Annotated in this window: 19 protein-coding genes; 8 read left to right on the forward strand and 11 right to left on the reverse strand. The window is 44.7% G+C overall.

Annotated features, from left to right (window positions below; all coding sequences use genetic code 11):
* Positions 1 to 54 precede the first annotated feature (54 nt).
* Entirely contained in the window at positions 55 to 660 is a 606-nt protein-coding gene (gene smrA / locus GQS54_RS16370) for a DNA endonuclease SmrA (protein ID WP_166425027.1), read from the forward strand.
* 83 nt (positions 661 to 743) lie between these two features.
* Here smrA and GQS54_RS16375 read toward each other — a convergent pair whose 3' ends face one another.
* Together GQS54_RS16375 and purL are read right to left on the reverse strand one after the other, a co-directional pair.
* Positions 744 to 899: a hypothetical protein gene (locus tag GQS54_RS16375; protein WP_166425028.1), complete on the reverse strand. Its 156-nt coding sequence runs from the start codon at positions 897 to 899 to the stop codon at positions 744 to 746.
* Positions 900 to 1,262: 363 nt separating this feature from the next.
* Entirely contained in the window at positions 1,263 to 5,150 is a 3,888-nt protein-coding gene (gene purL, locus GQS54_RS16380) for a phosphoribosylformylglycinamidine synthase (protein WP_166425029.1), read from the reverse strand.
* A 155-nt stretch (positions 5,151 to 5,305) separates the two neighbouring features.
* Between purL and mltF the strand changes: the two genes are divergently transcribed.
* Together mltF and GQS54_RS16390 are read left to right on the forward strand one after the other, a co-directional pair.
* On the forward strand, positions 5,306 to 7,000 hold the full coding sequence (gene mltF / locus GQS54_RS16385) for a membrane-bound lytic murein transglycosylase MltF (protein WP_240919975.1): 1,695 nt from the start codon (positions 5,306 to 5,308) through the stop codon (positions 6,998 to 7,000).
* 227 nt (positions 7,001 to 7,227) lie between these two features.
* Complete coding sequence (locus GQS54_RS16390; protein ID WP_166425030.1) at positions 7,228 to 7,380, forward strand: hypothetical protein; 153 nt, start codon at positions 7,228 to 7,230, stop codon at positions 7,378 to 7,380.
* On the opposite strand, the gene tadA is transcribed toward GQS54_RS16390, so the two are convergent.
* The gene (gene tadA, locus GQS54_RS16395) at positions 7,377 to 7,865 is read right to left on the reverse strand and encodes a tRNA adenosine(34) deaminase TadA (protein WP_166425031.1); all 489 of its coding nucleotides are present in this window, start codon (positions 7,863 to 7,865) and stop codon (positions 7,377 to 7,379) included. The two genes, GQS54_RS16390 and tadA, sit on opposite strands and share 4 nt — an antisense overlap.
* A gap of 208 nt (positions 7,866 to 8,073) precedes the next feature.
* Here tadA and GQS54_RS16400 point away from each other — a divergent pair, with 208 nt between their 5' ends.
* On the forward strand, positions 8,074 to 8,307 hold the full coding sequence (locus GQS54_RS16400) for a hypothetical protein (RefSeq protein ID WP_166425032.1): 234 nt from the start codon (positions 8,074 to 8,076) through the stop codon (positions 8,305 to 8,307).
* Positions 8,308 to 8,429: 122 nt separating this feature from the next.
* Here the strand turns inward: GQS54_RS16400 and GQS54_RS16405 are convergent, their stop codons facing one another.
* The 6 genes from GQS54_RS16405 to GQS54_RS16430 all read right to left on the reverse strand — a co-directional run bounded on the left by GQS54_RS16405 (position 8,430) and on the right by GQS54_RS16430 (position 15,539).
* Positions 8,430 to 9,563: a 1-acyl-sn-glycerol-3-phosphate acyltransferase gene (locus tag GQS54_RS16405; protein WP_166425033.1), complete on the reverse strand. Its 1,134-nt coding sequence runs from the start codon at positions 9,561 to 9,563 to the stop codon at positions 8,430 to 8,432.
* A 137-nt stretch (positions 9,564 to 9,700) separates the two neighbouring features.
* Positions 9,701 to 10,234: a YaeQ family protein gene (locus GQS54_RS16410; RefSeq protein ID WP_166425034.1), complete on the reverse strand. Its 534-nt coding sequence runs from the start codon at positions 10,232 to 10,234 to the stop codon at positions 9,701 to 9,703.
* Between the two features lie 285 nt (positions 10,235 to 10,519).
* Positions 10,520 to 11,632 (reverse strand): ABC transporter permease, encoded by a 1,113-nt coding sequence (locus tag GQS54_RS16415; protein ID WP_166425035.1) that lies wholly within the window; start codon positions 11,630 to 11,632, stop codon positions 10,520 to 10,522.
* 3 nt (positions 11,633 to 11,635) lie between these two features.
* Positions 11,636 to 12,760: an ABC transporter permease gene (locus tag GQS54_RS16420; protein WP_205967797.1), complete on the reverse strand. Its 1,125-nt coding sequence runs from the start codon at positions 12,758 to 12,760 to the stop codon at positions 11,636 to 11,638.
* Complete coding sequence (locus GQS54_RS16425; protein WP_205967798.1) at positions 12,757 to 14,505, reverse strand: ATP-binding cassette domain-containing protein; 1,749 nt, start codon at positions 14,503 to 14,505, stop codon at positions 12,757 to 12,759. Before GQS54_RS16425 ends, GQS54_RS16420 begins: the two co-directional genes overlap by 4 nt.
* The gene (locus GQS54_RS16430; RefSeq protein WP_166425036.1) at positions 14,502 to 15,539 is read right to left on the reverse strand and encodes an efflux RND transporter periplasmic adaptor subunit; all 1,038 of its coding nucleotides are present in this window, start codon (positions 15,537 to 15,539) and stop codon (positions 14,502 to 14,504) included. The genes GQS54_RS16425 and GQS54_RS16430 overlap by 4 nt, the downstream gene beginning before the upstream one ends.
* Positions 15,540 to 16,093: 554 nt before the next feature.
* Between GQS54_RS16430 and GQS54_RS16435 the strand changes: the two genes are divergently transcribed.
* Genes GQS54_RS16435 through GQS54_RS16445 form a run of 3 tightly spaced genes read left to right on the forward strand, consistent with a single transcriptional unit; the run spans position 16,094 to position 19,030 of the window.
* Entirely contained in the window at positions 16,094 to 16,540 is a 447-nt protein-coding gene (locus GQS54_RS16435; protein ID WP_166425037.1) for a MarR family transcriptional regulator, read from the forward strand.
* 58 nt (positions 16,541 to 16,598) lie between these two features.
* Positions 16,599 to 17,843: an FAD-dependent oxidoreductase gene (locus tag GQS54_RS16440; RefSeq protein WP_166425038.1), complete on the forward strand. Its 1,245-nt coding sequence runs from the start codon at positions 16,599 to 16,601 to the stop codon at positions 17,841 to 17,843.
* A gap of 5 nt (positions 17,844 to 17,848) precedes the next feature.
* A complete protein-coding gene (locus GQS54_RS16445; protein ID WP_166425039.1) occupies positions 17,849 to 19,030 on the forward strand; it encodes an MFS transporter in 1,182 nt (393 codons plus the stop codon).
* Between the two features lie 346 nt (positions 19,031 to 19,376).
* On the opposite strand, the gene guaA is transcribed toward GQS54_RS16445, so the two are convergent.
* Positions 19,377 to 20,954 carry a glutamine-hydrolyzing GMP synthase gene (gene guaA, locus GQS54_RS16450; RefSeq protein ID WP_166425040.1) on the reverse strand — a complete coding sequence of 526 codons (1,578 nt, stop codon included), beginning with the start codon at positions 20,952 to 20,954 and terminating at the stop codon, positions 19,377 to 19,379.
* A 78-nt stretch (positions 20,955 to 21,032) separates the two neighbouring features.
* Positions 21,033 to 22,502, reverse strand: coding sequence for an IMP dehydrogenase (gene guaB / locus GQS54_RS16455; protein ID WP_166425041.1), 1,470 nt, complete (start codon positions 22,500 to 22,502; stop codon positions 21,033 to 21,035).
* Positions 22,503 to 22,605: 103 nt separating this feature from the next.
* Here guaB and xseA point away from each other — a divergent pair, with 103 nt between their 5' ends.
* Entirely contained in the window at positions 22,606 to 23,940 is a 1,335-nt protein-coding gene (xseA, locus tag GQS54_RS16460; RefSeq protein ID WP_166425042.1) for an exodeoxyribonuclease VII large subunit, read from the forward strand.
* Positions 23,941 to 24,062 lie beyond the last annotated feature (122 nt).

The following is a 24,062-nucleotide window of genomic DNA, read 5'->3' on the forward strand; positions in this document are numbered from 1 at the left end:
CTGTGCCCTTATATTATTATTTTCAATCACACTAACAATTTGGCGGTGACGAGTATGTTATTGGACGAAAATAATGTTGATGATGACTTTTTGTCCGCTATGAGCGATGTCACTCCCCTCTCCCCTAGTGACAAAGTCACTATAACCCAAGCAGATAAAACCCTGGCACAGCAACTTAAACGCCAAGCATTAACGCGACACATTGACCAAGCCAATAATTATTTATCTACTGAAGTGACACGATTCGTTAAGCCAGACGATCTGCTTAGCTTTAAACAGGATGGAGTACAAGCAGGCGTGTTCAAAAACCTGCGCTTAGGTAAATACGCAATCGAAGGCGTACTCAATTTACAACAGACGAGTTTCGACAAAGCACGCCAACGATTGTTTGACGCTATTCATAGCAACCAACAAAAAGGTGTTCGCTGCCTATTAATCAAACATGGCCGCGGTGCGCAAAGCAAACCTATTGCGGCTTATTTGAAAAGCCTGGTAAATCAGTGGCTAGAGCAAATGCCAGAAGTGATCGCGTTTCATAGTGCACAAATTCATCACGGCGGAAATGCATCGTTATATGTATTACTGAAAAAAAGCGACCAGCACAAAGCACATAATAAAGAATTACATCGAAAAAATAGTTTGGTTAAAACCAGATTTTAAATAATAAACTCGTGCGAATGGCAGTCTAGTGCTCATGTATAAAAGTATATTACCACCACGGAAATCAACTTGGGATTCGCCGGCTAGCCTAACGCATTATTTTGATTCGCTGAAGGTTGAACATTATACGCTGGAACAGTTTGAGAGTTTGCAGAGGTGCTGAAAATAGCAGCCAAAATGAGAACAACCACAGTCGCTAATACGCCTGCCAAACCAAAACCTTTAGATGAACGATTCATATCACGTCTCTTATTATTTTATGAGTACTTGCTTCCTGCGAGGAACTCTTAACATCCTTTTTACAATCAGAATTGTAAACTTCTGTCAAGAAACGAGCGAATAATAAGCAGTTTTAACTAAGGATACAAGGTTTTATTTAGTAAAATCAAAGAATTGAACGAGAAAAAAATTTCTAAACGTCGGGAACTTTTTGTTTGTTTTTTGAACGCAAATTAATATAGTTTGTTATTTTTCAGATGGAAGAGTGTAAGTCGTTAATACATAGACAAAATTTCAAAAAAGCCCCAAAAATGGGGCTTTTTTTGTAGCGCAAATTAATTACCGAACAATTATTTACACTACACTATCTTGCTACAAGTAGATCAGCCAAGATAAACCCGAGCATTTCTAAACATACGCATCCACGGGCCATCTTCTTGCCAATCATTTGGGTGCCACGAGTTAGCGACAGTTCTAAATACGCGTTCTGGATGCGGCATCATTATTGTGGCACGGCCATCTAATGAGGTTAACCCTGATATCCCCGCTGGCGAACCATTAGGGTTAGCAGGGTATTGCTGCGTCACGTTACCGTAGTTATCTACATACTGCAGGGCTATGGTGTTACTGTTTAGCGCATTTTGTAGGCCAGTATCTTGGGCAAACTCAGCTCGGCCTTCACCATGGGATACCGCAATCGGCATTTTTGAGCCCTGCATACCTTGGAAGAAAACAGATGGAGACTCTTTGACTTCAAGCATAGCGACTCGCGCTTCAAAGCGTTCAGATTGATTAGTCACGAAATGCGGCCAATGTTCGGCTCCCGGAATAAGTGATTTTAGATTCGATAACATCTGGCAACCGTTACAAACCCCAAGACTAAATGTCTCATTGCGTTGGAAAAACGCTGAGAATTCGTCGCGAGCCATAGTATTGAATAAAATCGATTTAGCCCATCCTTCACCCGCTCCTAGCACATCACCGTATGAGAAACCGCCACATGCAACCAAGCCTTGAAATTGTGTTAAAGACACTCGCCCGGATAAAATATCGCTCATGTGAACATCAATAGAGTCGAAACCAGCTCGGTCAAATGCAGCAGCCATTTCAACATGAGAATTCACACCCTGCTCACGTAAAATAGCCATTTTTGGCGCAATACCCTTGGCTATATAAGGTGCAGCAACATCTTCACGAACGTCAAAGCTTAATGACGCGTGTAAACCTGGATTGTTCAAATCGTTCTTAGTGGCGAGTTCTTGTTCGGCACATTCAGGGTTATCTCGTAAACTTTGCATATGGTGTGTGGTTTGTGCCCATGCATTACGATACGCGCCACGGCTATTCTGTAGCACTGCTTTGCCGTCTCGTAAGAAAACAATTTGATCATCTGCTGACAGCGTACCAATAACATGGCTGACTTGCGTTAAGCCGTGTTTTGCCAATACCCCTTCGACTTGGCTTTGCTTGTCTGCATCAAACTGAATCACGGCGCCTAATTCTTCATTAAATAAGACACTGGCATTATCCCCAGCTAATTTATCAAGATTGATATTAAGACCCGTATTCCCTGCAAATGCCATTTCCACCAGCGTAGTGAACAGACCACCATCAGACCGGTCATGATAAGCATGTAATGCCTTATCGTGGACTAATTGTTGAATAGCCAAAAAGAAGCCTTTGAGTAATTCAGGTGAATCCACATCTGGGGTCTTATCACCAAGTTGCTGATAAACCTGCGCCAAGCACGAAGCTCCCATACGATTTTGACCGGCACCTAAATCAATAAGCATCAAGCGTGTATCACCCTCGCAGGTTAATTCTGGCGTAAGAGTTTTACGCACGTCTCGTACCGCGCCAAATGCCGTAATGACCAATGACATGGGAGATGTCACTGCTTTGTCGCCTTGCTCATCTTGCCACTGGGTTTTCATAGACATTGAGTCTTTACCCACAGGAATGGTCAAGCCCAATGCTGGACATAACTCTTCACCTACAGCTTTGACTGCCTCATACAAACCTGCATCTTCACCCGGATGACCCGCTGCGGCCATCCAGTTTGCTGAAAGCTTAATTCGCTTTAAATCACCAATATCGGCTGGGGCAATATTGGTTAATGCTTCACCAACAGCTAAGCGCGCTGAGGCAGCAAAATTCAATAATGCTGCCGGAGTCCGCTCACCTAAAGACATCGCTTCGCCCTGATAGGTGTCAAACGCAGCAGCAGTAACTGCCACATCCGCTACAGGGATTTGCCATGGACCTACCATCTGGTCACGATTAACTAAACCGGTCACCGAGCGGTCACCAATAGTAATTAAGAACGTTTTCTCTGCTACCGCAGGTAAATATAGCAAGCGCATTGCTGCTTCATTTAAATCAATTTCACAGACATCAAAGGCACTACCCGTAACGCTTTTAGATTGTACATCACGGTGCATCTTCGGTGCTTTACCAAGCAATACATCCAGCGGCATATCAATAGGCTTATTATTGAAATGAGTATCATCAAGGGTTAAATGACGCGCTTCAGTAGCTTCGCCGACCACCGCAAAGGGAGCACGCTCACGAGTACAGATATCAGTAAATATAGCTAAATTTTCTGGTGCCACTGACATCACATAACGCTCTTGTGACTCGTTACACCATACTTCTAGCGGAGTCATACCGGCTTCATCGTTAGGCACATTACGCAAAGAAAAATTAGCCCCTCTGCCACCATCATTGACTAATTCGGGAAACGCATTTGATAATCCGCCTGCGCCCACATCATGAATAAATTGTATAGGGTTGTTTTCACCCAGTTGCCAACATTTATCAATTACTTCTTGGCAGCGTCGCTCCATTTCTGGGTTGCCGCGTTGCACTGACGCAAAATCGAGATCTTCGTTAGACTCACCTGAGGCCATAGACGAAGCAGCTCCGCCACCTAGACCAATGTTCATGGCAGGCCCACCTAATGCGATTAGCTTAGCACCAACGGTAATTTCACCTTTAAGAGTGTGCTGCTTGCGAATATTCCCTAGACCACCGGCCAACATAATTGGCTTGTGGTAACCACGCACTTCAACGCCGTTAAAGCTATTAACTTGTTGTTCGTACGTTCGAAAATAACCAAGAATATTCGGGCGGCCAAACTCGTTGTTAAACGCAGCGCCACCCAATGGTCCTTCCAGCATAATGTCGAATGCAGTTACAATACGCTCGGGCTTACCGTAGTCGTTTTCCCATGGTTGCACGAACCCAGGAATACGCAAATTCGAAACAGAGAATCCAACTAATCCAGCTTTCGGTTTTGAACCACGGCCAGTAGCGCCTTCATCACGAATTTCTCCACCGGAGCCTGTCGCCGCGCCGCTAAATGGTGCGATGGCAGTAGGGTGATTATGGGTTTCGACCTTCATCAAAATATCGATGTCTTCGTGATGATAACGGTATTGATTACTATCAGCCTGAGGAAAAAATCGACCCGCAAAGCTCCCTTCCATAACGGCAGCGTTATCTGAATAAGCTGAATGCACGTAGTCTGGGCATTTTTCGTAGGTATTTTTGATCATTTTAAACAATGACTTTGGCTGGTCTTGTCCGTCAATGGTCCAATCTGCATTAAATATTTTGTGCCGACAATGCTCTGAGTTCGCCTGCGCAAACATATACAGTTCGATGTCATTCGGATTACGTCCCAGTGTTTGGAAACTGGTGACCAAGTAATCAACCTCGTCTTCGGCCAATGCCAAGCCTAGTCGTAGATTTGCGCTGACTAATTCTTCTCTACCGCCGCTTAATATATCAATTGAAGTAAGCGGTTTTGGCAACTCATGCTTGAACAACACGCTCGCATCTTGCAAGTCCCCGACAACACTTTGTGTCATGCGGTCGTACAATACATTTTTTAATTGAACAAGTTGGTCGGTGCTTAATATGTCGGCATCGACGTAAAATGCACAACCACGCTCTAAACGCTGTACGGTGTGCAGCCCGCAATTATGCGCAATATCTGTTGCTTTGGATGACCAAGGCGAAATAGTGCCAGCACGTGGGATAACGAGTAACAGCATGCCCTTGTGTTGTTTCTCTTCAATTTTAGGGCCGTAAGTCAGCAGCTTATCTAAAACATGTTGATCATTGTCGTTCAATGGTGCGCTTACTTGTGCAAAATGCACAAATTCGGCAAACAAGGAGTGAACGGGTAGATTAAGAGCTGCGATAGATTGCAGAAGTTTTGTTGTACGAAATTCAGAGAGGGCAGGAGCGCCGCGCAGGACAAGCATAAAGGTAATCACCAAGTTGCAGGGCTCGCCCACTTTCGTGATGGCAAACCGATTTTCGGGAAATTTTTAAGCGCAGGATTATATACTGATTTTAGCCCAATTGATAAGCACTTAACCGCTTGGGGGGCGACTTTTATTAAATGATAAATATCTGGATGAATTCATCACTTTTGGTCACAATATCCAGCTATAGGCTTTTTAAGGGGTGTCGTATTTCTTTTCGTTATTATTTTTTGCTTTCATTGTCATTGCTGCTCAGTGCGTGTGATGAGCCAAAAAAGCAAGATAGCTTGCAGCACGTGCTAGACACGGGTGTATTGCGTGTGGGTACGATTTATGGCCTTACCACTTACTATAACGGCCCAAACGGCCCTGAAGGTTTTGAATACGAGCTGGCAGCAGGATTTGCTGACTACTTAGGTGTCAAGCTGGAAATATTTCCTTATTACACCGTAAATGAGTTGTTCCCTCAGCTAGATAATGCCCACTTAGATGTAATAGCTGCCGGTATTAACGTTAGTTCTGAACGCTATGCACAATTTCGTTTTGGCCCCGCGTATCAAAATGTTAGCCAAAAGCTGGTCTTTAAACAAGGTGATGTCAGGCCTAGAGAACTGTCTGATCTCACGGGTGATTTTATGGTAGTAGCCGGCAGTGGTCACAGTGAAACCTTACGCAACTTTAAAGCTCAAAATCCAGATTTAAGCTGGCAAGAAACGAATGACAAGGATTCTGAAGAGTTACTCGAGGCAGTGTTAGCTGATGAATTAGATTACACAGTCGTGGATTCAAATATTTTAGCCTTAATGCGCCGCAGATATCCTGAGCTCAGTATTGGATTCTCTTTAAGTCAGTCACAAGGTATTGCTTGGGCCACAAGCCAAAAAAGTGACGACGCCTTGCGTGCAGCCCTCATTGAATATTTTGGCCAAATTCATCAAAGTGGCGCATTGGCAGCCCTAGAAGATAAACATTTTGGTCACGTTCGCCAATTCAATTATGTGGATACGCGAGATTTCATTCGTTCAGCATCCAGTAAACTTCCTCAGTATCAAACTCTATTTGAACGGTATTCTAATGATCTTGATTGGCGTTTATTAGCGGCCCTTAGTTATCAAGAGAGTCACTGGGATCCTAAAGCAAGATCGGTCACCGGTGTACGTGGTTTGATGATGCTCACATTAAATACAGCGAAAGACTTAGGTGTTACCTCGCGTCTTGATCCCGAACAAAGTATTCGAGGAGGTTCTGAGTACCTCGCGACATTGTTAACTCGTATTCCAGACCGTATACCGTCCCCAGATAGATTGTGGTTTGCACTGGCATCTTACAATGTTGGATTAGGTCACCTAGAAGATGCTCGCGTATTAACGGAGCGACAAGGTGGCAATCCAGATATGTGGGTAGATGTAAAAAAACGTTTACCCCAGCTACGCCAAAAAAGGTACTACAAAACCACTCGCTACGGCTATGCCAGAGGCCACGAGGCTGTAATTTACGTGGATAATATTCGCCGCTACTACGACACTTTAGTTTGGTTAAATGAGCAGCAGCCTGAATTATTGCCTGCGGAAGCTGATGTGGAAGATGAAGATCCAGCTGCAAATCGAAATATTTCTGACACAGAATTCGATGCCCAGACGCCTGAGATTTCTAAAGACAATTCCTCTCTAAAAGCGCCTATACCATCAACACAATACGCAGATAAAAAAGCCGATGTCGAAATGCTCAAAGATAAAGAGGAAACAGATAAATCTCACAATGAGAAGTCCGCTGCGTCTACCCCGCCAGAAATAGAGGTTCAAACTACCACTGACGTCACTCCCGACCAGACAGATAAAATCAAGTGATGTACTGGCCGCAGAATACTGATAGTAAACTTTAATTTACGCTTGTAACCATAGCGTCATCTGCTTGTCATTTTTCATTCATATCAAATTGGTAGATTATATTTTTGGGAACATAAGTTCACTTACTGATGTCTTTTTTAATCGACAAGGTAGAGCTAATCAAAGTGTAGATAACACGCTATACACCCTAAATATCAGTAACGCTAACCAAAGAAGAGGGAAAGAATATGAAGAAAAGAGCCACCATTAACAATCGCAGCCGTGTATGTAACGCTAGCCGTCGACGTCAGTTACTTAAACGAGTACACAGTAAAGTAGTGAACCGTCGTCAGCAATTTCAAATCACTGAATTAACCGACGAGTGGGCCACAGCCAGCTAAGTTTTTTCACGCTTGCTGGCTTTTATCTGCGCCCTACGTCGACGAAAGAATGCTGAAATAGTCTCACCACATTCATCCCCCAAAACGCCCCCTAAGACTTCGACCTGGTGATTTAAGCGTTCGTCCCTCAGTACATCCATAATACTACCCGCGGCGCCCGTTTTAGCATCATAGGCACCAAAAACTAAGCGTTGAATACGGCTATGCACCAGTAAACCAGCGCACATAGTGCACGGTTCTAACGTTACATAAAGCGTCGTATTAATTAATCGATAGTTTTTTATCGCAGTACCTGCTTGCCGAATAGCCTGCATTTCAGCATGAGCGGATGGATCGTTAAGCATAATAGATTGATTCCAACCTTCGCCCACGATTTGCTGATCTCTAACCAACACCGCTCCAACAGGAATTTCCCCTACTAGGGCAGCTTTATTTGCCAAACTCAATGCATGACGCATCCAAAGTTGATCTTGTTGCAAACTCATCTTACTCTTTAAACAGGTTGTAAATGGACAGCTAAATTGGTGAAATTCATTAATAAGTTCGTCAAATTAACCAAGCTAGCCTGATGTAAAAAACTAAAAATCATGCTAACACACTGATTAAAATAGAATTTAAATTTTGGTCAGTGAATTGCTTAATAGTATATAAATACCGATATTATTTTAACACATCGATTTGAGGAATAGACATATGAACATCACTGCCGTTGCTATCGTTGCTATCGTCTGCTGGGCTATTGTAGAGTTAACCAATGGGTCAAAAACTAAGAAAAAGAACAAAGTTACACTGCAACAGGACGCTGAACTCGCACAACAGGTCGCCGATTTAAAAGAGCGCATTGAAACCTTAGAGAAAATCGTCACCGATGAAAAGTATGATTTGCATCGTCAGTTTGATGACCTTAAGAAAGACAAAGTCGCATAAATTACACGTAAATGATTTGATAAAGGGCGTTAAAGCCCTTTTTATCGAGGATTAAATCCCAACAAAGGCCTATGAATTAACGCTGAGCAAAATTAGAAATAAATAATATCTGTTGGTAACCGTCATTCACCAACAATTTTGATGGGAACCGCATACATCGACAATACCTTTTTCTTTATTTCTGGTAATTCATCACATAATCGAGAGGCCAGATGCATTTTGGCTGCATCTATTTGCTGTTGACTAAAAAGATCATCTTTTACGCTTTCTTTCCCTTCTAACATTTGCACGGCGGCATCGGCACTTGGGAAACGACGATAATTATGCTTAATTTGCCCATCAATTTGTTCTGCCACCCCTTTAGCATTTTCAAACTCACTATCTAATATTTGCCCAAATGATACGTGTACACGACCTTTATAACCCACCATGCCATCGACTATGCTACGAATATCTTCACTATCAGCCTTGTCGTAACTACCTTCGACCTCTGTAGTGTACAGTTCTTTCGCCTTACTCAAATCACAGGGGTCAAACTCGTACGAGATAGATACAGGTACAATACGCAGGCTACGAATATAATCACTAAATGGCTGCTCTTTGGGCTTATTTAAACTGAGCATCGAAACAATTGCAGGGTTTGTTGCGTCAATCCCATCTTTAGCCCTACCTTCTCTTTGTGCAATCCAGATATGCTGTGCGTCATTTTTTAAAGTATGAAAGATATATTCACTGAGAAGTTTGGCATCGGCTAGTTTTTCGCGTCGGTCTTTAGCACTGCGGTGTACAATAAAACACTTATTTAAGCGGATAAGATCCGCTACCCAATCTTGCTTTAATAGGTTATCTCCTACCGCTATACGCACCGTGTCTTGACCACTAAGATGCAACGACCAATTCACAAAAGCAGGATCAAGGGCAATATCTCTATGATTACTAACGAACATACATGGCTGGCTTAAATCGAGCTTATCAAGTCCCGACACGGTAAAACTATCAGTCGTTTGCTCTATCATGCGTTCCATATAGGGCTCAACTAATACTTGAAAGTCCCGTAAGCTCTTTATCCTGCCACGCTGCCTAGATAAATAGAGTCTAGTCACGCCACGTAGAAACGGATAACAAAACCTCGGCCAAGTAGAGAAACGAAAAGCGACTAAGCTGTCCATAAGTTGACGATTTTGAATCAGCCGCCCTAATACTTGCGGCAAATCACAATCATTAAATGGACGAATTGAGTCAAACTTTGCATTCATGAAGAAAAACTACTTACGGAAAATAATTGGGCCAGCATTTTGCCTGTGAACAGGTTAATCAGCAAACCTAATTTAGTTATAAATATCAGTAAAGACACTGCTCGTACCTGTATACCACTCTTACAACAGACCACAGTTTACGCTTGTAGTTCGCGGCAAATTAATTCCACTTCGCCACCTTCAGCTGTAATGTAAGTTGAATCTCCCGTTATCGTAAATGACATATCGCTCGTTCGTGAAACTAATTTAGCCAATGTCTGAATATCATTCCACGCAAATTGAAACACCTGCACAGGTAACATGGCAAATGCAGCCTGACTTTGTCGCCACCAAGTGTCTGATTTACTATTAAAACTATACACTTTGGTAGCTTTTGCCATGCGACTGGCTTTTTTGATCCTGTCTTGGGCGGGTTCACCCACATCAATCCACAAATGTAACTGGTCGTCTAAGCCACGTAACCAGATGTCAGGTTCTTCCACAGAGCTAAGCCCCTTGGTAAAGCTCAGTAATTCATCAGCATTTAAACAATAAGCCAAAACCCGGGTCATCATGCGCTCCAGTGTTTCAGACGGATGCTGAGCAACTGTTAGATTAAGTGCGGTGTAATAGTCACGGTTAAGATCAGACAAAGAAATTTTAAATTTATAAATAGTTGGCTTAATCGCCATAACACACACTCAAGGCAAAATAAAAAGAAGAGATAAAAAACCAATAAACATCAGGTTATTTATACGCTATAGAAACAGCCTGCAAAAGCCCTTTAATGATAGAGGCTTTGTGGGAATACCATGAATCAGCCCATGTCGAATCATTATTCAGTTATGTTACTTCAATTAACAGAATGACCAAACAAGTAAAATTAGAATTCTTTTATTAACGTCTGACACACGCAAGGCTTATCGACCTTCCCTACAGTCCCGACCTAATACCTGGAATACATATATGTACAGCCTTTAGTACATACGATTTCGAAATAGCCAGCCCGCCAGAGACAATGTTGCAATGCCAATAATGGCCATGGGCCAATACTGATTGAGCAGCAATGAAAAACTACTCCCTTCCAACGTGACGCCCCTTACTATCACCAAAAAATAACGCAACGGATCCAGATACGTTAGCCACTGTACAAACTGCGGCATATTGGCAATGGGAGTGGCGAATCCGGATAGGACAATCGCAGGTACCATAAACAGAAAAGCCCCCATCACCGCTTGCTGTTGCGTAACGGATATAGCAGAGATCATCAACCCAACACCTACTGCAGAAAGTAGGAACAACAAAATACCCAGGTACAGCGCGCCGAGACTGCCACGCAAAGGAATATCAAATAAAGTCACCATAACGACAATTATCAGCGTAGCCTCCAGTATGCCAATGATCATACCGGGAATGGCTTTACCGATGAGGATCTGTATTGGACGCAACGGAGTCACCAGTAATTGGTCGAAGGTGCCTGCCTCTCGCTCCCTAGCCACTGAAAGCGCTGTGACTAAAAGGGTCACCAATAAGGTCAGTAGACCAACAATACCGGGCACAATAAACCAATTTGACTGTAAATTTTCGTTATACCAAGCCCGTGTTTGTAAGATCGCTACAGAACCACTTTTATTCTGGGATGCCAACCAGCTAAGGTTATAATCCAATATGATTCTATTTACGTAGTTCATGGCCATCATGGCGGTGTTGGAATTTCGGCCATCTAGTATCACCTGTACAGGTGCACTTGTGCCTTGTAAAAGTTTGCTACTGAAACGCTGATCAATATGCAAGACGAGCAGTACGTCTCGACTATCGATTAGCGGTGCAAGCTCACGATCATGAGTAATGTACGCGACAATCTCAAAATTAGGAGAGCCGTCAATGCGACTCACTAGTTCTCTAGATGCCTCCCCAAGATCTTCATTATAAACTGCCACCGGTACATTATTGAGGTCGTAGGATGCAGCAAAACCGAATACCAGTAGCTGGATAATGGGCGGACCAATAATGACAAATCGACTACGTTTATCACGTAATAGAGCAAGAAACTCTTTGACGGCTAACGCCCAAATTAGTCTGAAATACATAGCCTACTCCAGACGCTTATGGAACTTGCGCCACACCAGTGAAAAATAAAACAATGACATGATAAGCAATGCACCAATGTTAGGCAGCACGACCGACCACACATCACCAGCAAGAAAAAGGGTTTGCAAAATAGCGACGAAATAACGCGCTGGCACTAAATACGTGATGAACTGTATCCAGCTAGGCATAGAATGAATATCAAACAGAAAACCCGACAAGATAAAGGCAGGCAAAAACGTGACGATTATAGCCAGCAGGCCTGCTACAAACTGATTTTTTGAGACGATGGAAATTAACAAGCCAATAGCCAGCGCCACCAGCATAAATAGCGCCGAGCTTATCATCAGCAGCCAAAACGAACCATGCAGAGGGACATGGAACTGCCATACAGCAATTGCCACACTGAACAGCATCCCCCCCATTCCCAGTACAAAGTAAGGAATAAGCTTACCTGCCAGTATTTCACTGCGTCGCAGCGGTGTCACCATCATTGCTTCCATTGTGCCTCGCTCCCATTCTCGCGCTACCACCATAGCCGTGAGCAACGAACCAATTAGCGTCATAACAATGGCGATCAAACCTGGTACCAGAAACAGGCGGCTAGACAAAGCTGTATTGAACCACACTCGCTGCTCTAGGGTCACTGGCATAGTCAGTGATTGGCCTCGACTCTCAGCATAATGGGTTAGCCAAGCAAACCATGTTCCCTCAATATACCTTTGGGTAATATTAGCCTGATTTGAATCAACTCCATTAACGATGACGCCAATGGGTGCTGCGCTATTAGATAACAGCTGAGCTGAAAAATTACTGCGTAGCCAGACAATACCGTCAATTTGGTGTTCCTTTAGTGCCTGCTGCGCGGTTTGAATAACACTAAAGTGCTGTGGACTAAAAAATTCGGAGCGCTCGAAAGCCCCTGCTAGTGACTGTGTTTCCCTATCTGGTTGTTCGATAACAATTCCCAATGGAATATGCTTCGCATCTAACGATACGCCGTAGCCAAACAAGAACAGCAGCACGACCGGCATTACAAAGGCAATAGCGATACTAGATGGATCACGCAGAATTTGTAGGCTTTCTTTGCGGATCAACCCCACGAGGCGCATATGAGCGAGCGAATTCAAGGGGCTGTATCCAGAGTTTGTTGACGCTTTTCAATTAGCTGTATAAAGGCGTCTTCCATTGTTGGATCAGGATTTTTCGCCGTGCGCGCGCGCAACTTCATTGACAGCGGCGTACCTGAGGCCAACACTTCGCCATCCGCCATGATTACAAGCCGGTCACAATAATTGGCTTCTTCCATAAAATGCGTAGTCACTAGCACTGTCACCCCAGCCTCGGCCAGTGCATTGGTGCGCGCCCAAAACCCACGTCGGGCCAGCGGGTCAACACCTGAAGTGGGTTCGTCTAAAAAGAGAATATCCGGTTCGTGCATTAGCGCAGCGGCAAAAGACAGACGCTGTTTATAGCCTAATGGTAAATCCCCAGCATTAGCATCTTGAAACGACTTCAATGCAAATGTGGTTAACGCCCATTCTAGACGTGTCTTTTGTTCTTTCCCTCTAAGACCATAGGCGCTGGAGAAAAAACGTAAATTTTGTATCACCGATAAATTGCTATAAAGTGAGAACTTCTGCGCCATATAACCAATACGCCCACGTGCCGAGGCTGCAGCTCTGCGCAGATCATAACCAGCGACCGCCAATTCCCCACTGCTAGCAGGCAACAGTCCGCAAAGCATACGAAATGTAGTAGATTTTCCTGCACCGTTGGCGCCTAGCAAACCAAATATTTCCCCTCGTCGCACGCTGAAACTGACATTATTCACCGCGATAAAATCATCAAAGCGACGTTGCAGATTCTTAACCGAGATCACCTCGTCATTCTTTTCAAGATCTATTGTTAATTGTGACGAAAATTCCGTTACGGGGTTAGTCTGGCGAATTTTGAGGCGGGCGATAAACGCATCTTCAAAACGTGGCGAGACCGTTGTGATGTGAATATCTTTTTGACCCGGTAGCAATACTTCAACCCTGGGTTGCTCGATTGTTTCCATTACCAGACGCACCGCTTCACCCTCTATCAGGGCATCCAGCACACCGGGCGCTCGGCTCAACATTTCCTGCAACCGACGATGACCCAAATCCTTAGCAGTGACCAAAAAGGTACGCCCCTCTACTGAGTGGCTAAATTTCGCTGGTTTTCCCTGATCAAGTAGCTTGCCCTGATGAAGCAGTAATACTTCATCACAGCGTTCTGCTTCATCTAGATAAGCGGTGCTCAACAGCACTGTCATGCCCGCTTCTTGCACCTGAAGATAAATGATTTGCCAAAGCTCACGACGCGACACGGGGTCAACCCCAACGGTGGGCTCATCCAATAATAACAATTGGGGAGAATGAACTAACGTGCAAGCTAGGCCGAGCTTCTGTTTCATTCCACCGGAAAGTTGCCCAGCCAAACGCTGTGCAAATGGCGCCAGGCCTGTCATTTTCATCAGCTGTGCATAACGGGCTGGTCGCTCTATTCTCGATAGTCCTTGTAGGTCGGCGTAAAGGTCAAGGTTTTCCTGCACACTAAGATCTTCATAAAGGCCAAAACGCTGGGGCATATAACTAATACTTGATTGAACTGTCAGCGGCTCGGCAATCGCATCGATACCTAATACATGTATGTTCCCCGTATCTGGCAGCAATAAACCGGCAGCAAGACGCAGCAATGTCGTTTTTCCTGCACCGTCAGGACCGATTAACCCCGTCACTCTACCCGGCTGAATACTGAAACTGACTTTATCCAACGCCGACAACTGCCGTCCTTCACTGGAAAATGTTTTACTAACGGCTGAAAATTTAAGCGCGATAGCACTCACCGCTGCGATCCACAATGATTGGATGTGGTTGCGTCCAGATTTTGATTGAGTGCAATGGTAATCGTAGCAGGCATACCCAAACGCAGTTCTCCTTGCGCGTTACAAACATATATTCTAACCGAGTAAACTAAGCGAGTACGCAACTCTTCGGTCTGTACGCTTTTCGGTGTGAATTCAGCGGTAGAAGAAATATAACCAACCCAGCCTTGGTAGGTTTTTTCAGGGTAACTATCGGTATGGATAAGTGCCTTCGCGCCCAAAGGCACTTGGCCCAACATCGTTTCCGACAAATAAGCTCGTACCCAAACGGGATCGACGAAGGCAAGTGTCAGCACAGGCGTTGCTGGAAATGCCATATCGCCGGGCTCTAAAATACGGTTGCGGATGACACCGTCTGCCGGTGCATATAGGTTGGTATCTTCTAAACGTTGCTCAGCCAAGACCAACCCAGCTTCTCGTGCAGCCAATTCAGCTCGAGCCACGGCAATATCTTCTTTACGAGGGCCAGCCTGCAATAACGCTAGTGCCTGCGTCGATACTTCCATTTGCGCCTCGGCTACATCAGCCAGAGATTGGGCATTCTCCACATCCTCTGCTGACGCCAAATTCTTTTCAAGTAGCCGTACAATGCGTTTATAACTATCTCTGGTTGACTTTACTTTGGCACTAGCTGCCTTCAACTCGGCCTTGCCCTGACTAATTTCTTCGGTCCGACTGCCTGCCTCTAGTTTAGCCACCGTTTGTTGTTGAGCGAGTAAATTCGCTTCAACTTCGGCCAATTTCGCGTCGAGTAATTCGGTATGAAGTTGGGCCAACAACTGGCCCTTAGTAACGCGATCACCTTCCTGCACATGAATTGCAGCAATATGCTCACTGCTATTAAAGGCCAGAAGTGCTTCTCGGATATCCACATTGCCGTAAAGTTGCAATTTCGAGTCATTACTATCCTCAAGGTCAGCTCGCCACCATAACAACGCAATGACAACGACTAGTATCAGTGCCACGATGGCTATTATGATTTTTCTTTTGCTCATCTTCACAATTCCTTATTGCGTAGGTTTCACCCAAGCTCTTAGATACTTCCCAACTAGCCAGTACAAAAGTGTTGTGCTATCGAAACGAATGTAGCATTTTCACCCGTTAGGCTTGGTTTTTAACAGACATCCAATTGATTAGAATCAATAAGCACGCCGGAATAGCTGAATAAACTGGTTATGCAAACGTTGTGGGATGGGCTTTATCTGACCCGCCAACCGCAGTTACTACCGATGAGACCTGCCATCATATGCCTTATGCAGAATTGTAGTTATTGCAAATCGAGTACCCCATAAATCGTTAAATAACGAATATATGTAATCATGTGTTTGAAGAATATCGTTACGTTATTGATAAATATTAGTCAAAATAAATCTGCTATCTTTGAGCCTAACTTGTATAAAATAACCACTAGAAAAGACTTCTTAAGAATCAAAATCTTCCCATTCCCACGATTAGCAAATGAGAATTAACAGCTTATCTGATATTGCCAGGTGAGATATTCACCATTATAGTTGTCACTAACAACATACTTACACAAGGTTTCAATGCTATGTCTCATAGCCTAGAGCGCGCAGAAGAGTTATACGAAGCCGTCAACCAACTCATTCGTGTTCACCAGTTTCGTGATCGAGATTATATTTGCTGCCACGATGTGACCGTTGCACAGTGTTATGCCCTTGAAACCTTAGTAAAACGAGGCCCTTTGAGGCTTCAAGCATTGGCGGACGAGATGTATCTGGACAAGAGCACCACAAGTCGTGTGGTGGACTCCTTACTGCGAAAAAAGTATGTGCTCAAGGCATTGGACCCATCAGACCAACGTGCGGTCCAACTATCGCTGACACCATCAGGTGAAGCATTACATCAAAAGATTCATCAAGATTTGATCTCAGAAGAAGCACTAATGATCAAAAATGTTGCGCCAGAAGTTGTCGATGGGGCATTGACACTCATTAGGCAATTAACGACTGCAGCGCGGGACCGTTTAGGCTCTTAGCGCACTTTTTTAACTTATTAGTTGTTAGTAACAACATTAAAAATGGAGAAAAATGTATATGTTTAAAGAATCAACCAACTTACCTGTCGCGGTCATTGGCGCTGGTCCCATAGGCCTGAGTGCTGCGGTTCATTTACTTGCACAAGGATATACCCCTATCCTGTTCGAAGCTGGTGATAAGGCAGGTAGCAACTTGGCCCGCTGGGGGCATGTGCGTATGTTTTCCCCTTGGGCCTACAATGTGGATCCCGCAGCTGTTGCATTACTAAAACAAAAAGGCTGGAACGAACCTGCTGGCAATGAATTTCCCACAGGAAAGGAGTTGCTTGAGCAATATGTAACTCCCCTAGCATCCCATTGTAAAATTGCGCCTCATCTGAACCTGAATACTCAGGTTAAATCAGTCAGTCGCCTCAACCATGATGTGCTACGTACAGACGGTCGAGACGAGGTCCCATTTGTGCTGCGGGTTACGGGCCCCAATGGTGATCGTGACGTTAAAGCGCAGGCCGTCATTGACGCTTCGGGGACATACCAAACTCCCAACTGGCTTGGAACTCATGGTATCCCAGCTTTGGGCGAAAATGCTGCTGCAGATTCGATCACATATGGTGTTCCTAACATTCTCGGTTATGGCCGCAAGCAATACGCTAACCAGTCCGTGTTAGTCGTTGGTGGTGGCCATTCGGCATTCAACGCCTTACAGGATTTGATTTTGCTTGCGGATCAGTACAAGGACATGCGTGTTCTTTGGGGCGTTCGCAATGCCTGTGTAGCCAATGTCGTCCGCTCCCCAGCAAACGATGAACTGCAAGAACGCAGACGTTTAGAAGTTCGCATTCAGGATTTATTAGAGCAAGGAAGAATAGAAGTCTTTAGCGAACTTGAAATCGAAGAAATCAATCGTGAAAACAACAGACTTATTGTGCACAGTGGTTCACGTAAATTACCGCCTGTGGATCGCATTATAGCTGCGACCGGCTTTCGCCCTAATCTTAGTCTCCTTGCAGAATTACGAATATCTCTTGATCCCGCAACACAAAGCCCTACGCGTCTGGCGCCATTGATCGATCCTAATTTACATAGCTGCGGTTCGGTTCCTGAGCACGGCTGCGTAGAACTATCCCACCCAGAGCAGGATCTTTATATCGTCGGGATCAAGAGCTATGGACGTGCACCGACCTTTCTGCTGAAAACCGGCTATAAGCAAGTTCAATCAGTGGTGAATGCACTTGCCACAAGTGAGATTTCCGCTGATATAAATCCATGCGCCGCACCAGCGATCTCACTTTGCCGAGGATGAAAGCATTGCCGACCAAGCGAGGCTTTGTTGCCGCGCTAGGTCTAAGTCAATTAGTATCTTGGGGAACGCTTTATTACAGCTTTCCATTAATTGCGGAAGCGATGGCCAATGATATGGGGTGGAGCCGGGGGGATATTTATGGCGCCGCCACACTCGGTCTTTTAGCTGCCGTACTGGCTGCATACCCCATAGGCGCAGTGATTGACCACGGCCATGGACGCAAACTTATGGGGGGAGCGACCATTGCAGCATCGCTCGCCTTGGTAGTCTGGTCGTACATAGAAACCATGCCTGCGCTTTATGCTGTGATAATAACATTAGGCATGCTTCAATCAGCGTTATCCTACGAACCTGCATTTGCAGTCACCGTGCGCCAGTTGGGCGTGCTGCAATCACGTTCAGCCATCACGGCGATCACGTTGTGGGCTGGTTTCTCCAGCACCTTGTTTGTGCCACTGCTGCAATTTATGTTAGATAGCTTGGGATGGCGCGATGCACTTCTAGGATTAGCCGTCATCAATACCGTCATCGCTGCCCCACTTTATCTATGGGCAATTCGACCTGTGGATTTAGCAAGTGAAGAAATACACCAAACATCAAGCATAGAAAAAAGCCGGATTCGGCCAATTTTGTGTAGTCTTAGATTTTATCTCCTCACTGCATCTTTCTGTGCTTATATGGCACTTTTTTCTGGTTTTACTTACCACATCTATCCCTTGCTTATTGCTCTGTCTTGGGACACACACTCGGTGGTATTTGCAATTGCCCTTATTGGGCCAGCACAGGTTGCTGCGCGCATGCTAATACTTTTATTCAAGGAGATAACGATAATCCGTCTGGGTTTACTTGCCGGTATGACGTTTCCACTTGCCATCGTATTGCTTAAAGCACCTCCCTCCATTTTCACGCTTGCGATCGTGTGTACTCTTTATGGTGCAGCAAACGGTATATTTACTATCGTACGCGGCATGGCTGTTCCAGAACTGCTGTCTCACCATAACTATGGCAAGATCAACGGCATTATGTTAATTCCCATGTCACTTGCTCGCGCGGCTGCGCCATGGCTCATTGCTATCTACTGGGCGCATTCAGAAACGCCTGATGGCGCAATAAACTTGATGTTGGCTATCGCTATTCTTATACCTGTGCTGTTCGGCATCGCCGTCAACGTCAAGCGGATACGTTAGCCATGAGAACGAGGAATGGAATGAATTTTAATCCGCAAGGTGTTCACATAATAAAGGCATTTTGAATTGATAAGATTGACGACAGGACGTCGGTATTGTTCGGTATCACGCGGCACTGCTATGCATATCCTCAGTGCTATGTTTCAACAAGTTGATAGGCTAACTTTCGGTAACCTAATTTATCCTGCACAATGATGCCAGTAATGAATATGACTACACTCAGCGGCGACCGACCTAGTCGCCTCTGAGTGCAGCATGATTTACATCTTATCGAAAAGGTATTTTTACTACTCGTCTACTAACCAAAAAAGCTTCGAACACTCAATATCGAGGCAACTACTGCCCCTTACTCCCATTCAATTGTCGCTGGAGGCTTGCCTGAAATATCGTAAACAACGCGAGAAATACCATCGATTTCATTAATGATGCGGTTGGATACTTTCCCTAGGAAGTCATACGGTAAATGTGCCCAGTGCGCCGTCATAAAGTCGATTGTCTCTACGGCTCGTAATGATACAACCCAATCGTATTTACGCGCATCGCCCATCACGCCTACTGATTTAACAGGCAAAAATACCGTGAATGCTTGACTAACTTTATTGTACAAATCGTGGCTGTGCAGCTCTTCGATAAAGATAGCATCTGCTCGGCGCAGTAGATCACAATACTCTTTTTTTACTTCACCTAACACACGTACACCTAAACCTGGTCCAGGGAAGGGATGGCGGTATAGCATGTCGTACGGCAAGCCTAACTCGAGTCCAATCTTACGTACTTCGTCTTTAAACAACTCACGAAGAGGTTCCACCAATCCCATCAACATATCTGCGGGTAAGCCCCCAACATTATGATGAGATTTAATGACATGGGCTTTACCTGTTGCCGAACCAGCAGATTCAATTACATCTGGATAAATCGTGCCTTGGGCTAACCATTTTGCATTTTTCAGTTTCTTTGATTCTTCATCAAAGACTTCAACGAACACGCGGCCAATAATTTTACGTTTAGCCTCTGGCTCATCCGTACCCGCTAGCGCAGATAAAAAGCGTTCTTCTGCTTCGATTTTAATGATATTGAGACCAAAATGGTCACCAAACATATCCATCACTTGCTGACCTTCGTTCAACCGAAGTAGACCATTATCGACAAATACGCAGGTAAGTTGTTTACCAATTGCACGGTGCAGCAACATAGCAACGACTGATGAATCTACTCCGCCAGAGAGGCCCAAAATCACTTCATCATCACCAATTTGCTTTTTCATACGGGCGATCGCATCTTCGATAATTGCACCTGGCGTCCAAAGCTTTTCACATTTACAAATGTCGAGGACAAAGTGTGACAACATTCGATGTCCTTGGCGGGTATGAGTTACTTCAGGGTGAAACTGCACACCATAGAATTGCTTCTCTTGGTTCACAATGGCAGCAAAGGGACAACTATCTGTCTTGGCCGCTGTAATAAAACCTTCAGGCACAGCAGCCACTTTATCACCATGACTCATCCATACATCAAGCAATGCATTGCCATTGGGACTAACGTGATCTTCAATGTTATCCAGCAATGCCATCTTCTCGACAACTTCTACCTGAGCATAACCAAATTCACGCATATCTGAACCTAAAACCTCACCGCCTAGCTGTTCAGCCATGGTTTGCATTCCATAGCAAATTCCAAATACGGGCACCCCTGCATCAAATACATATTGCGGAGCGCGAGGCGAGTTTTTCGCGTGAACTGATTCAGGACCGCCTGATAAAATGATGCCATTAGGATTAAATTCACGAATTTGCGCTTCGGTAACATCCCATGCCCATAACTCACAATAAACCCCTATTTCACGCACGCGTCGTGCAATAAGTTGTGTATATTGAGAACCGAAATCGAGAATTAGTATGCGTTGTTCATGAATGTTTGTGGTCATATTGGTACTCGTATTTAAAAGCGCAATGGCGATAAAAAAAGGCTGGTTAATAACCAGCCCAATAGTCAATGTGGATATTTATCCTAAGCGGTAGTTTGGCGCTTCTTTGGTAATGCTCACGTCATGTACATGAGACTCACCCATGCCTGCAGCAGTAACCTTGACGAACATCGCTTTGGTACGCAGGTCGTCAATAGTAGCAGAGCCAGTTAAGCCCATAGCTGAGCGTAAACCACCCATTTGCTGATGAATAATAGTAGAAATAGGCCCTTTATAAGCAACGCGACCTTCAATTCCCTCTGGCACTAATTTTTCAGCGTCGTTGCTGTCTTGGAAGTAGCGGTCTGATGAACCATTATTTTGGTCCATAGCGCCAAGAGACCCCATACCACGATAAGATTTGTAGTAACGACCTTGATATAGTTCAACTTCACCAGGAGCTTCTTCGGTACCAGCTAACAAACTGCCAACCATAACGCAACTTGCGCCCGCGGCTATCGCTTTGGCAATATCACCCGAAAATCGAATACCTCCATCGGCTATAACGGGTATGCCAGTACCTTCTAACGCTTCAACGGCATCTGAAACGGCAGTAATCTGAGGTACACCACAACCGGTCACGATACGCGTCGTACAAATAGAACCTGGGCCTATACCGACTTTAACTGCATCAACACCTGCATCAGCAAGTGCTTTAGCGCCTTCACCTGTGGCAACATTGCCAGCAATTAATTGTACATCAGGGAAATCTGCTCGCACCTTCTTCACTCTGTCGATAACACCTTGAGAGTGGCCGTGAGAGGTATCGATCAATAATACGTCTACGCCTGCTTCCACAAGCAGTTGAATACGCTCGTCAGTGCCAGCCCCAACACTTACCGCTGCGCCTACGCGCAAGCGACCCAACTCATCTTTACACGCATTGGGTTTGCTTTCGGCTTTTTGGAAATCTTTAACGGTGATCAAGCCGGTTAATCTGAATGCATCATCGACTACCAGTATTTTTTCAATTCGATGTTCATGCATCAATTCCAATACTTGGTCTGAATGGGCGCCTTCTTTTACAGTAACCAGATCTTCTTTGCGCGTCATCACTGACGAAATAGGTTGGTCAAAACGTTTTTCAAAACGTAAATCTCGGCCGGTAACAATACCCACTAGCGCATTGTCTTTATCTACAACCGGAAAACCAGAAAAACCATGGTGCTTGCTCAAGGCGTTAATTTCGCCGATCGTTGCATTAGGGGAAACCGTCACCGGATCAGATACCACGCCACTTTCGTATTTTTTCACCATACGAACATGATCTGCTTGCGTTTCAGGAGGCATATTTTTATGAATAAAACCGATACCACCTTCTTGCGCCAACGCAATAGCAAGGCGTGCCTCAGATACTGTGTCCATAGCAGCAGAAACAAGTGGGATATTTAAGGTAACACCGCGCGTTAATTTGGTAATCAAATTAGCGGTATGAGGAAGAACGGTTGAGTGCCCAGGCACTAACAACACGTCGTCAAACGTAAGAGCTTCTTTTGCGATCCGCAACATGCAACAACACCTTTAAAATGGGTTTTTATTGCGGCGCAATTGTAGACGCTTTAGCTTATCAGGTAAACTCCATTCCTATTATTTATTTAAGATTTTGTGCCTTATGTTTAGTGCGTCACCCGCAAACCGAAATATCTTCACCGTCAGTAAGCTTAATCACTTGGCTCGCTCTATATTAGAATCAGAAATTGGCCAAGTTTGGCTCAGCGCTGAAATCTCAAATTTCGTGGCCGCCAGTTCAGGGCATTGGTATTTCACGCTAAAAGATAATAAGGCGCAAATTAAAAGTGCCATGTTCAAGGGCGCAAACCGAAAAGTTATCGTCCGCCCAAAAGAAGGAGACAAAGTGTTAGTTAGGGCAAATTTAAGTATTTATGAGCCTAGAGGTGACTATCAACTTATCGTCGAGCACCTTGAGCCCGAAGGCGAAGGCCAACTCAAACGTCAGTTTGAAGAACTAAAGCGTAATTTACTGGCACAAGGCTTGTTTGCAAGTGACAAAAAACAATTGCTACCCAAATCAATTAATCGCATCGGCATAGTGACCTCCTCTACTGGCGCGGCCCTGCACGATATTTTAACGGTGCTACAACGTCGTAATCCTGCCATTGAGGTAGTCATTTACCCGACTCAAGTGCAAGGTGTTACTGCCAGTAAACAAATATGCCGCGCGATAGAGCTCGCCAACCACCGTAGGGAAGTCGATATACTGATAGTAGGCCGAGGTGGAGGCTCCCTAGAAGACTTGTGGTGCTTTAATGAAGAGAACGTCGCGTGGGCTATTTATCACAGTCAACTCCCCATCGTAAGTGCTGTGGGTCATGAGGTAGACATCACCATAGCTGATTTTGTTGCCGACTTGCGCGCCCCGACTCCTTCAGCTGCAGCTGAGCTGGTAAGCCAATCTCAAATTGAAATGCTCAGCGCATTAGGCGCCAAACGCGATAGGTTGTTCAAAAGTACCCGAACACTGCTGAAAGATCTGCAGTACCAACAACAATCGCTCGCACAAGAACTCAATGGCTACCACCCTCGTAATCAATTACGCCAGCATATGCAACGAGTTGATAGTCAACTCACTGCGATTTCCCATAGCATGGCAACACAACTTATGCGGGCAAAACAAAGCAGTGAAACTCGGATCAGTAAATTACAGCAATTCTCACCCGTCAAGGTATTGAAAGAGCAACAGGGTAAGCACAATTTATTGTCTGAACGCCTAAAAAAAGCTTGGCAGAGTACTTTCGAGCAACGCCAGCAACAGCTGGCAAATAGCAGTCATTTACTTGATACAGTCAGCCCCTTGGCAACTCTAGCTCGCGGATACAGCATCACCTTTAAAGGCAAGGAGGTGATCAAAAGTCAGTCTGTGCTAACCAAAGGCGATGTCATTACCAATCGCTTTATTGATGGCGAAACCAAAAGCACTGTCATTTAGTCAAAAAGGTATAAAAGTGTAAAAGTGTAAAAGTGTAAAAGTGTAAAAGTGTAAAGCTTAATAAACAAAAAGCCCTTTAATCACGGCATAATTGAAGTGACCCCATAAAGTTGGACTCATTT

The sequence above is a fragment of the Paraglaciecola sp. 20A4 genome (genome assembly GCF_011378905.1).
In the GTDB taxonomy this organism is placed as follows: Bacteria; Pseudomonadota; Gammaproteobacteria; order Enterobacterales; family Alteromonadaceae; genus Paraglaciecola.

Bases quoted from the DNA above. Each gene is read 5' to 3' on its own strand.
- GQS54_RS16410 (WP_166425034.1), bottom strand. From the start codon at position 10,234: ATGGCGATTAAGCCAACTATTTATAAATTTAAAATTTCTTTGTCTGAT.
- guaB (WP_166425041.1), bottom strand. From the start codon at position 22,502: ATGTTGCGGATCGCAAAAGAAGCTCTTACGTTTGACGACGTGTTGTTA.
- GQS54_RS16435 (WP_166425037.1), top strand. From the start codon at position 16,094: ATGTCTCATAGCCTAGAGCGCGCAGAAGAGTTATACGAAGCCGTCAAC.
- smrA (WP_166425027.1), top strand. From the start codon at position 55: ATGTTATTGGACGAAAATAATGTTGATGATGACTTTTTGTCCGCTATG.
- tadA (WP_166425031.1), bottom strand. From the start codon at position 7,865: ATGAGTTTGCAACAAGATCAACTTTGGATGCGTCATGCATTGAGTTTG.
- GQS54_RS16400 (WP_166425032.1), top strand. From the start codon at position 8,074: ATGAACATCACTGCCGTTGCTATCGTTGCTATCGTCTGCTGGGCTATT.
- xseA (WP_166425042.1), top strand. From the start codon at position 22,606: ATGTTTAGTGCGTCACCCGCAAACCGAAATATCTTCACCGTCAGTAAG.
- mltF (WP_240919975.1), top strand. From the start codon at position 5,306: ATGAATTCATCACTTTTGGTCACAATATCCAGCTATAGGCTTTTTAAG.
- GQS54_RS16390 (WP_166425030.1), top strand. From the start codon at position 7,228: ATGAAGAAAAGAGCCACCATTAACAATCGCAGCCGTGTATGTAACGCT.
- GQS54_RS16440 (WP_166425038.1), top strand. From the start codon at position 16,599: ATGTTTAAAGAATCAACCAACTTACCTGTCGCGGTCATTGGCGCTGGT.
- GQS54_RS16415 (WP_166425035.1), bottom strand. From the start codon at position 11,632: ATGTATTTCAGACTAATTTGGGCGTTAGCCGTCAAAGAGTTTCTTGCT.
- GQS54_RS16405 (WP_166425033.1), bottom strand. From the start codon at position 9,563: ATGAATGCAAAGTTTGACTCAATTCGTCCATTTAATGATTGTGATTTG.
- GQS54_RS16430 (WP_166425036.1), bottom strand. From the start codon at position 15,539: ATGAGCAAAAGAAAAATCATAATAGCCATCGTGGCACTGATACTAGTC.
- guaA (WP_166425040.1), bottom strand. From the start codon at position 20,954: ATGACCACAAACATTCATGAACAACGCATACTAATTCTCGATTTCGGT.
- purL (WP_166425029.1), bottom strand. From the start codon at position 5,150: ATGCTTGTCCTGCGCGGCGCTCCTGCCCTCTCTGAATTTCGTACAACA.
- GQS54_RS16375 (WP_166425028.1), bottom strand. From the start codon at position 899: ATGAATCGTTCATCTAAAGGTTTTGGTTTGGCAGGCGTATTAGCGACT.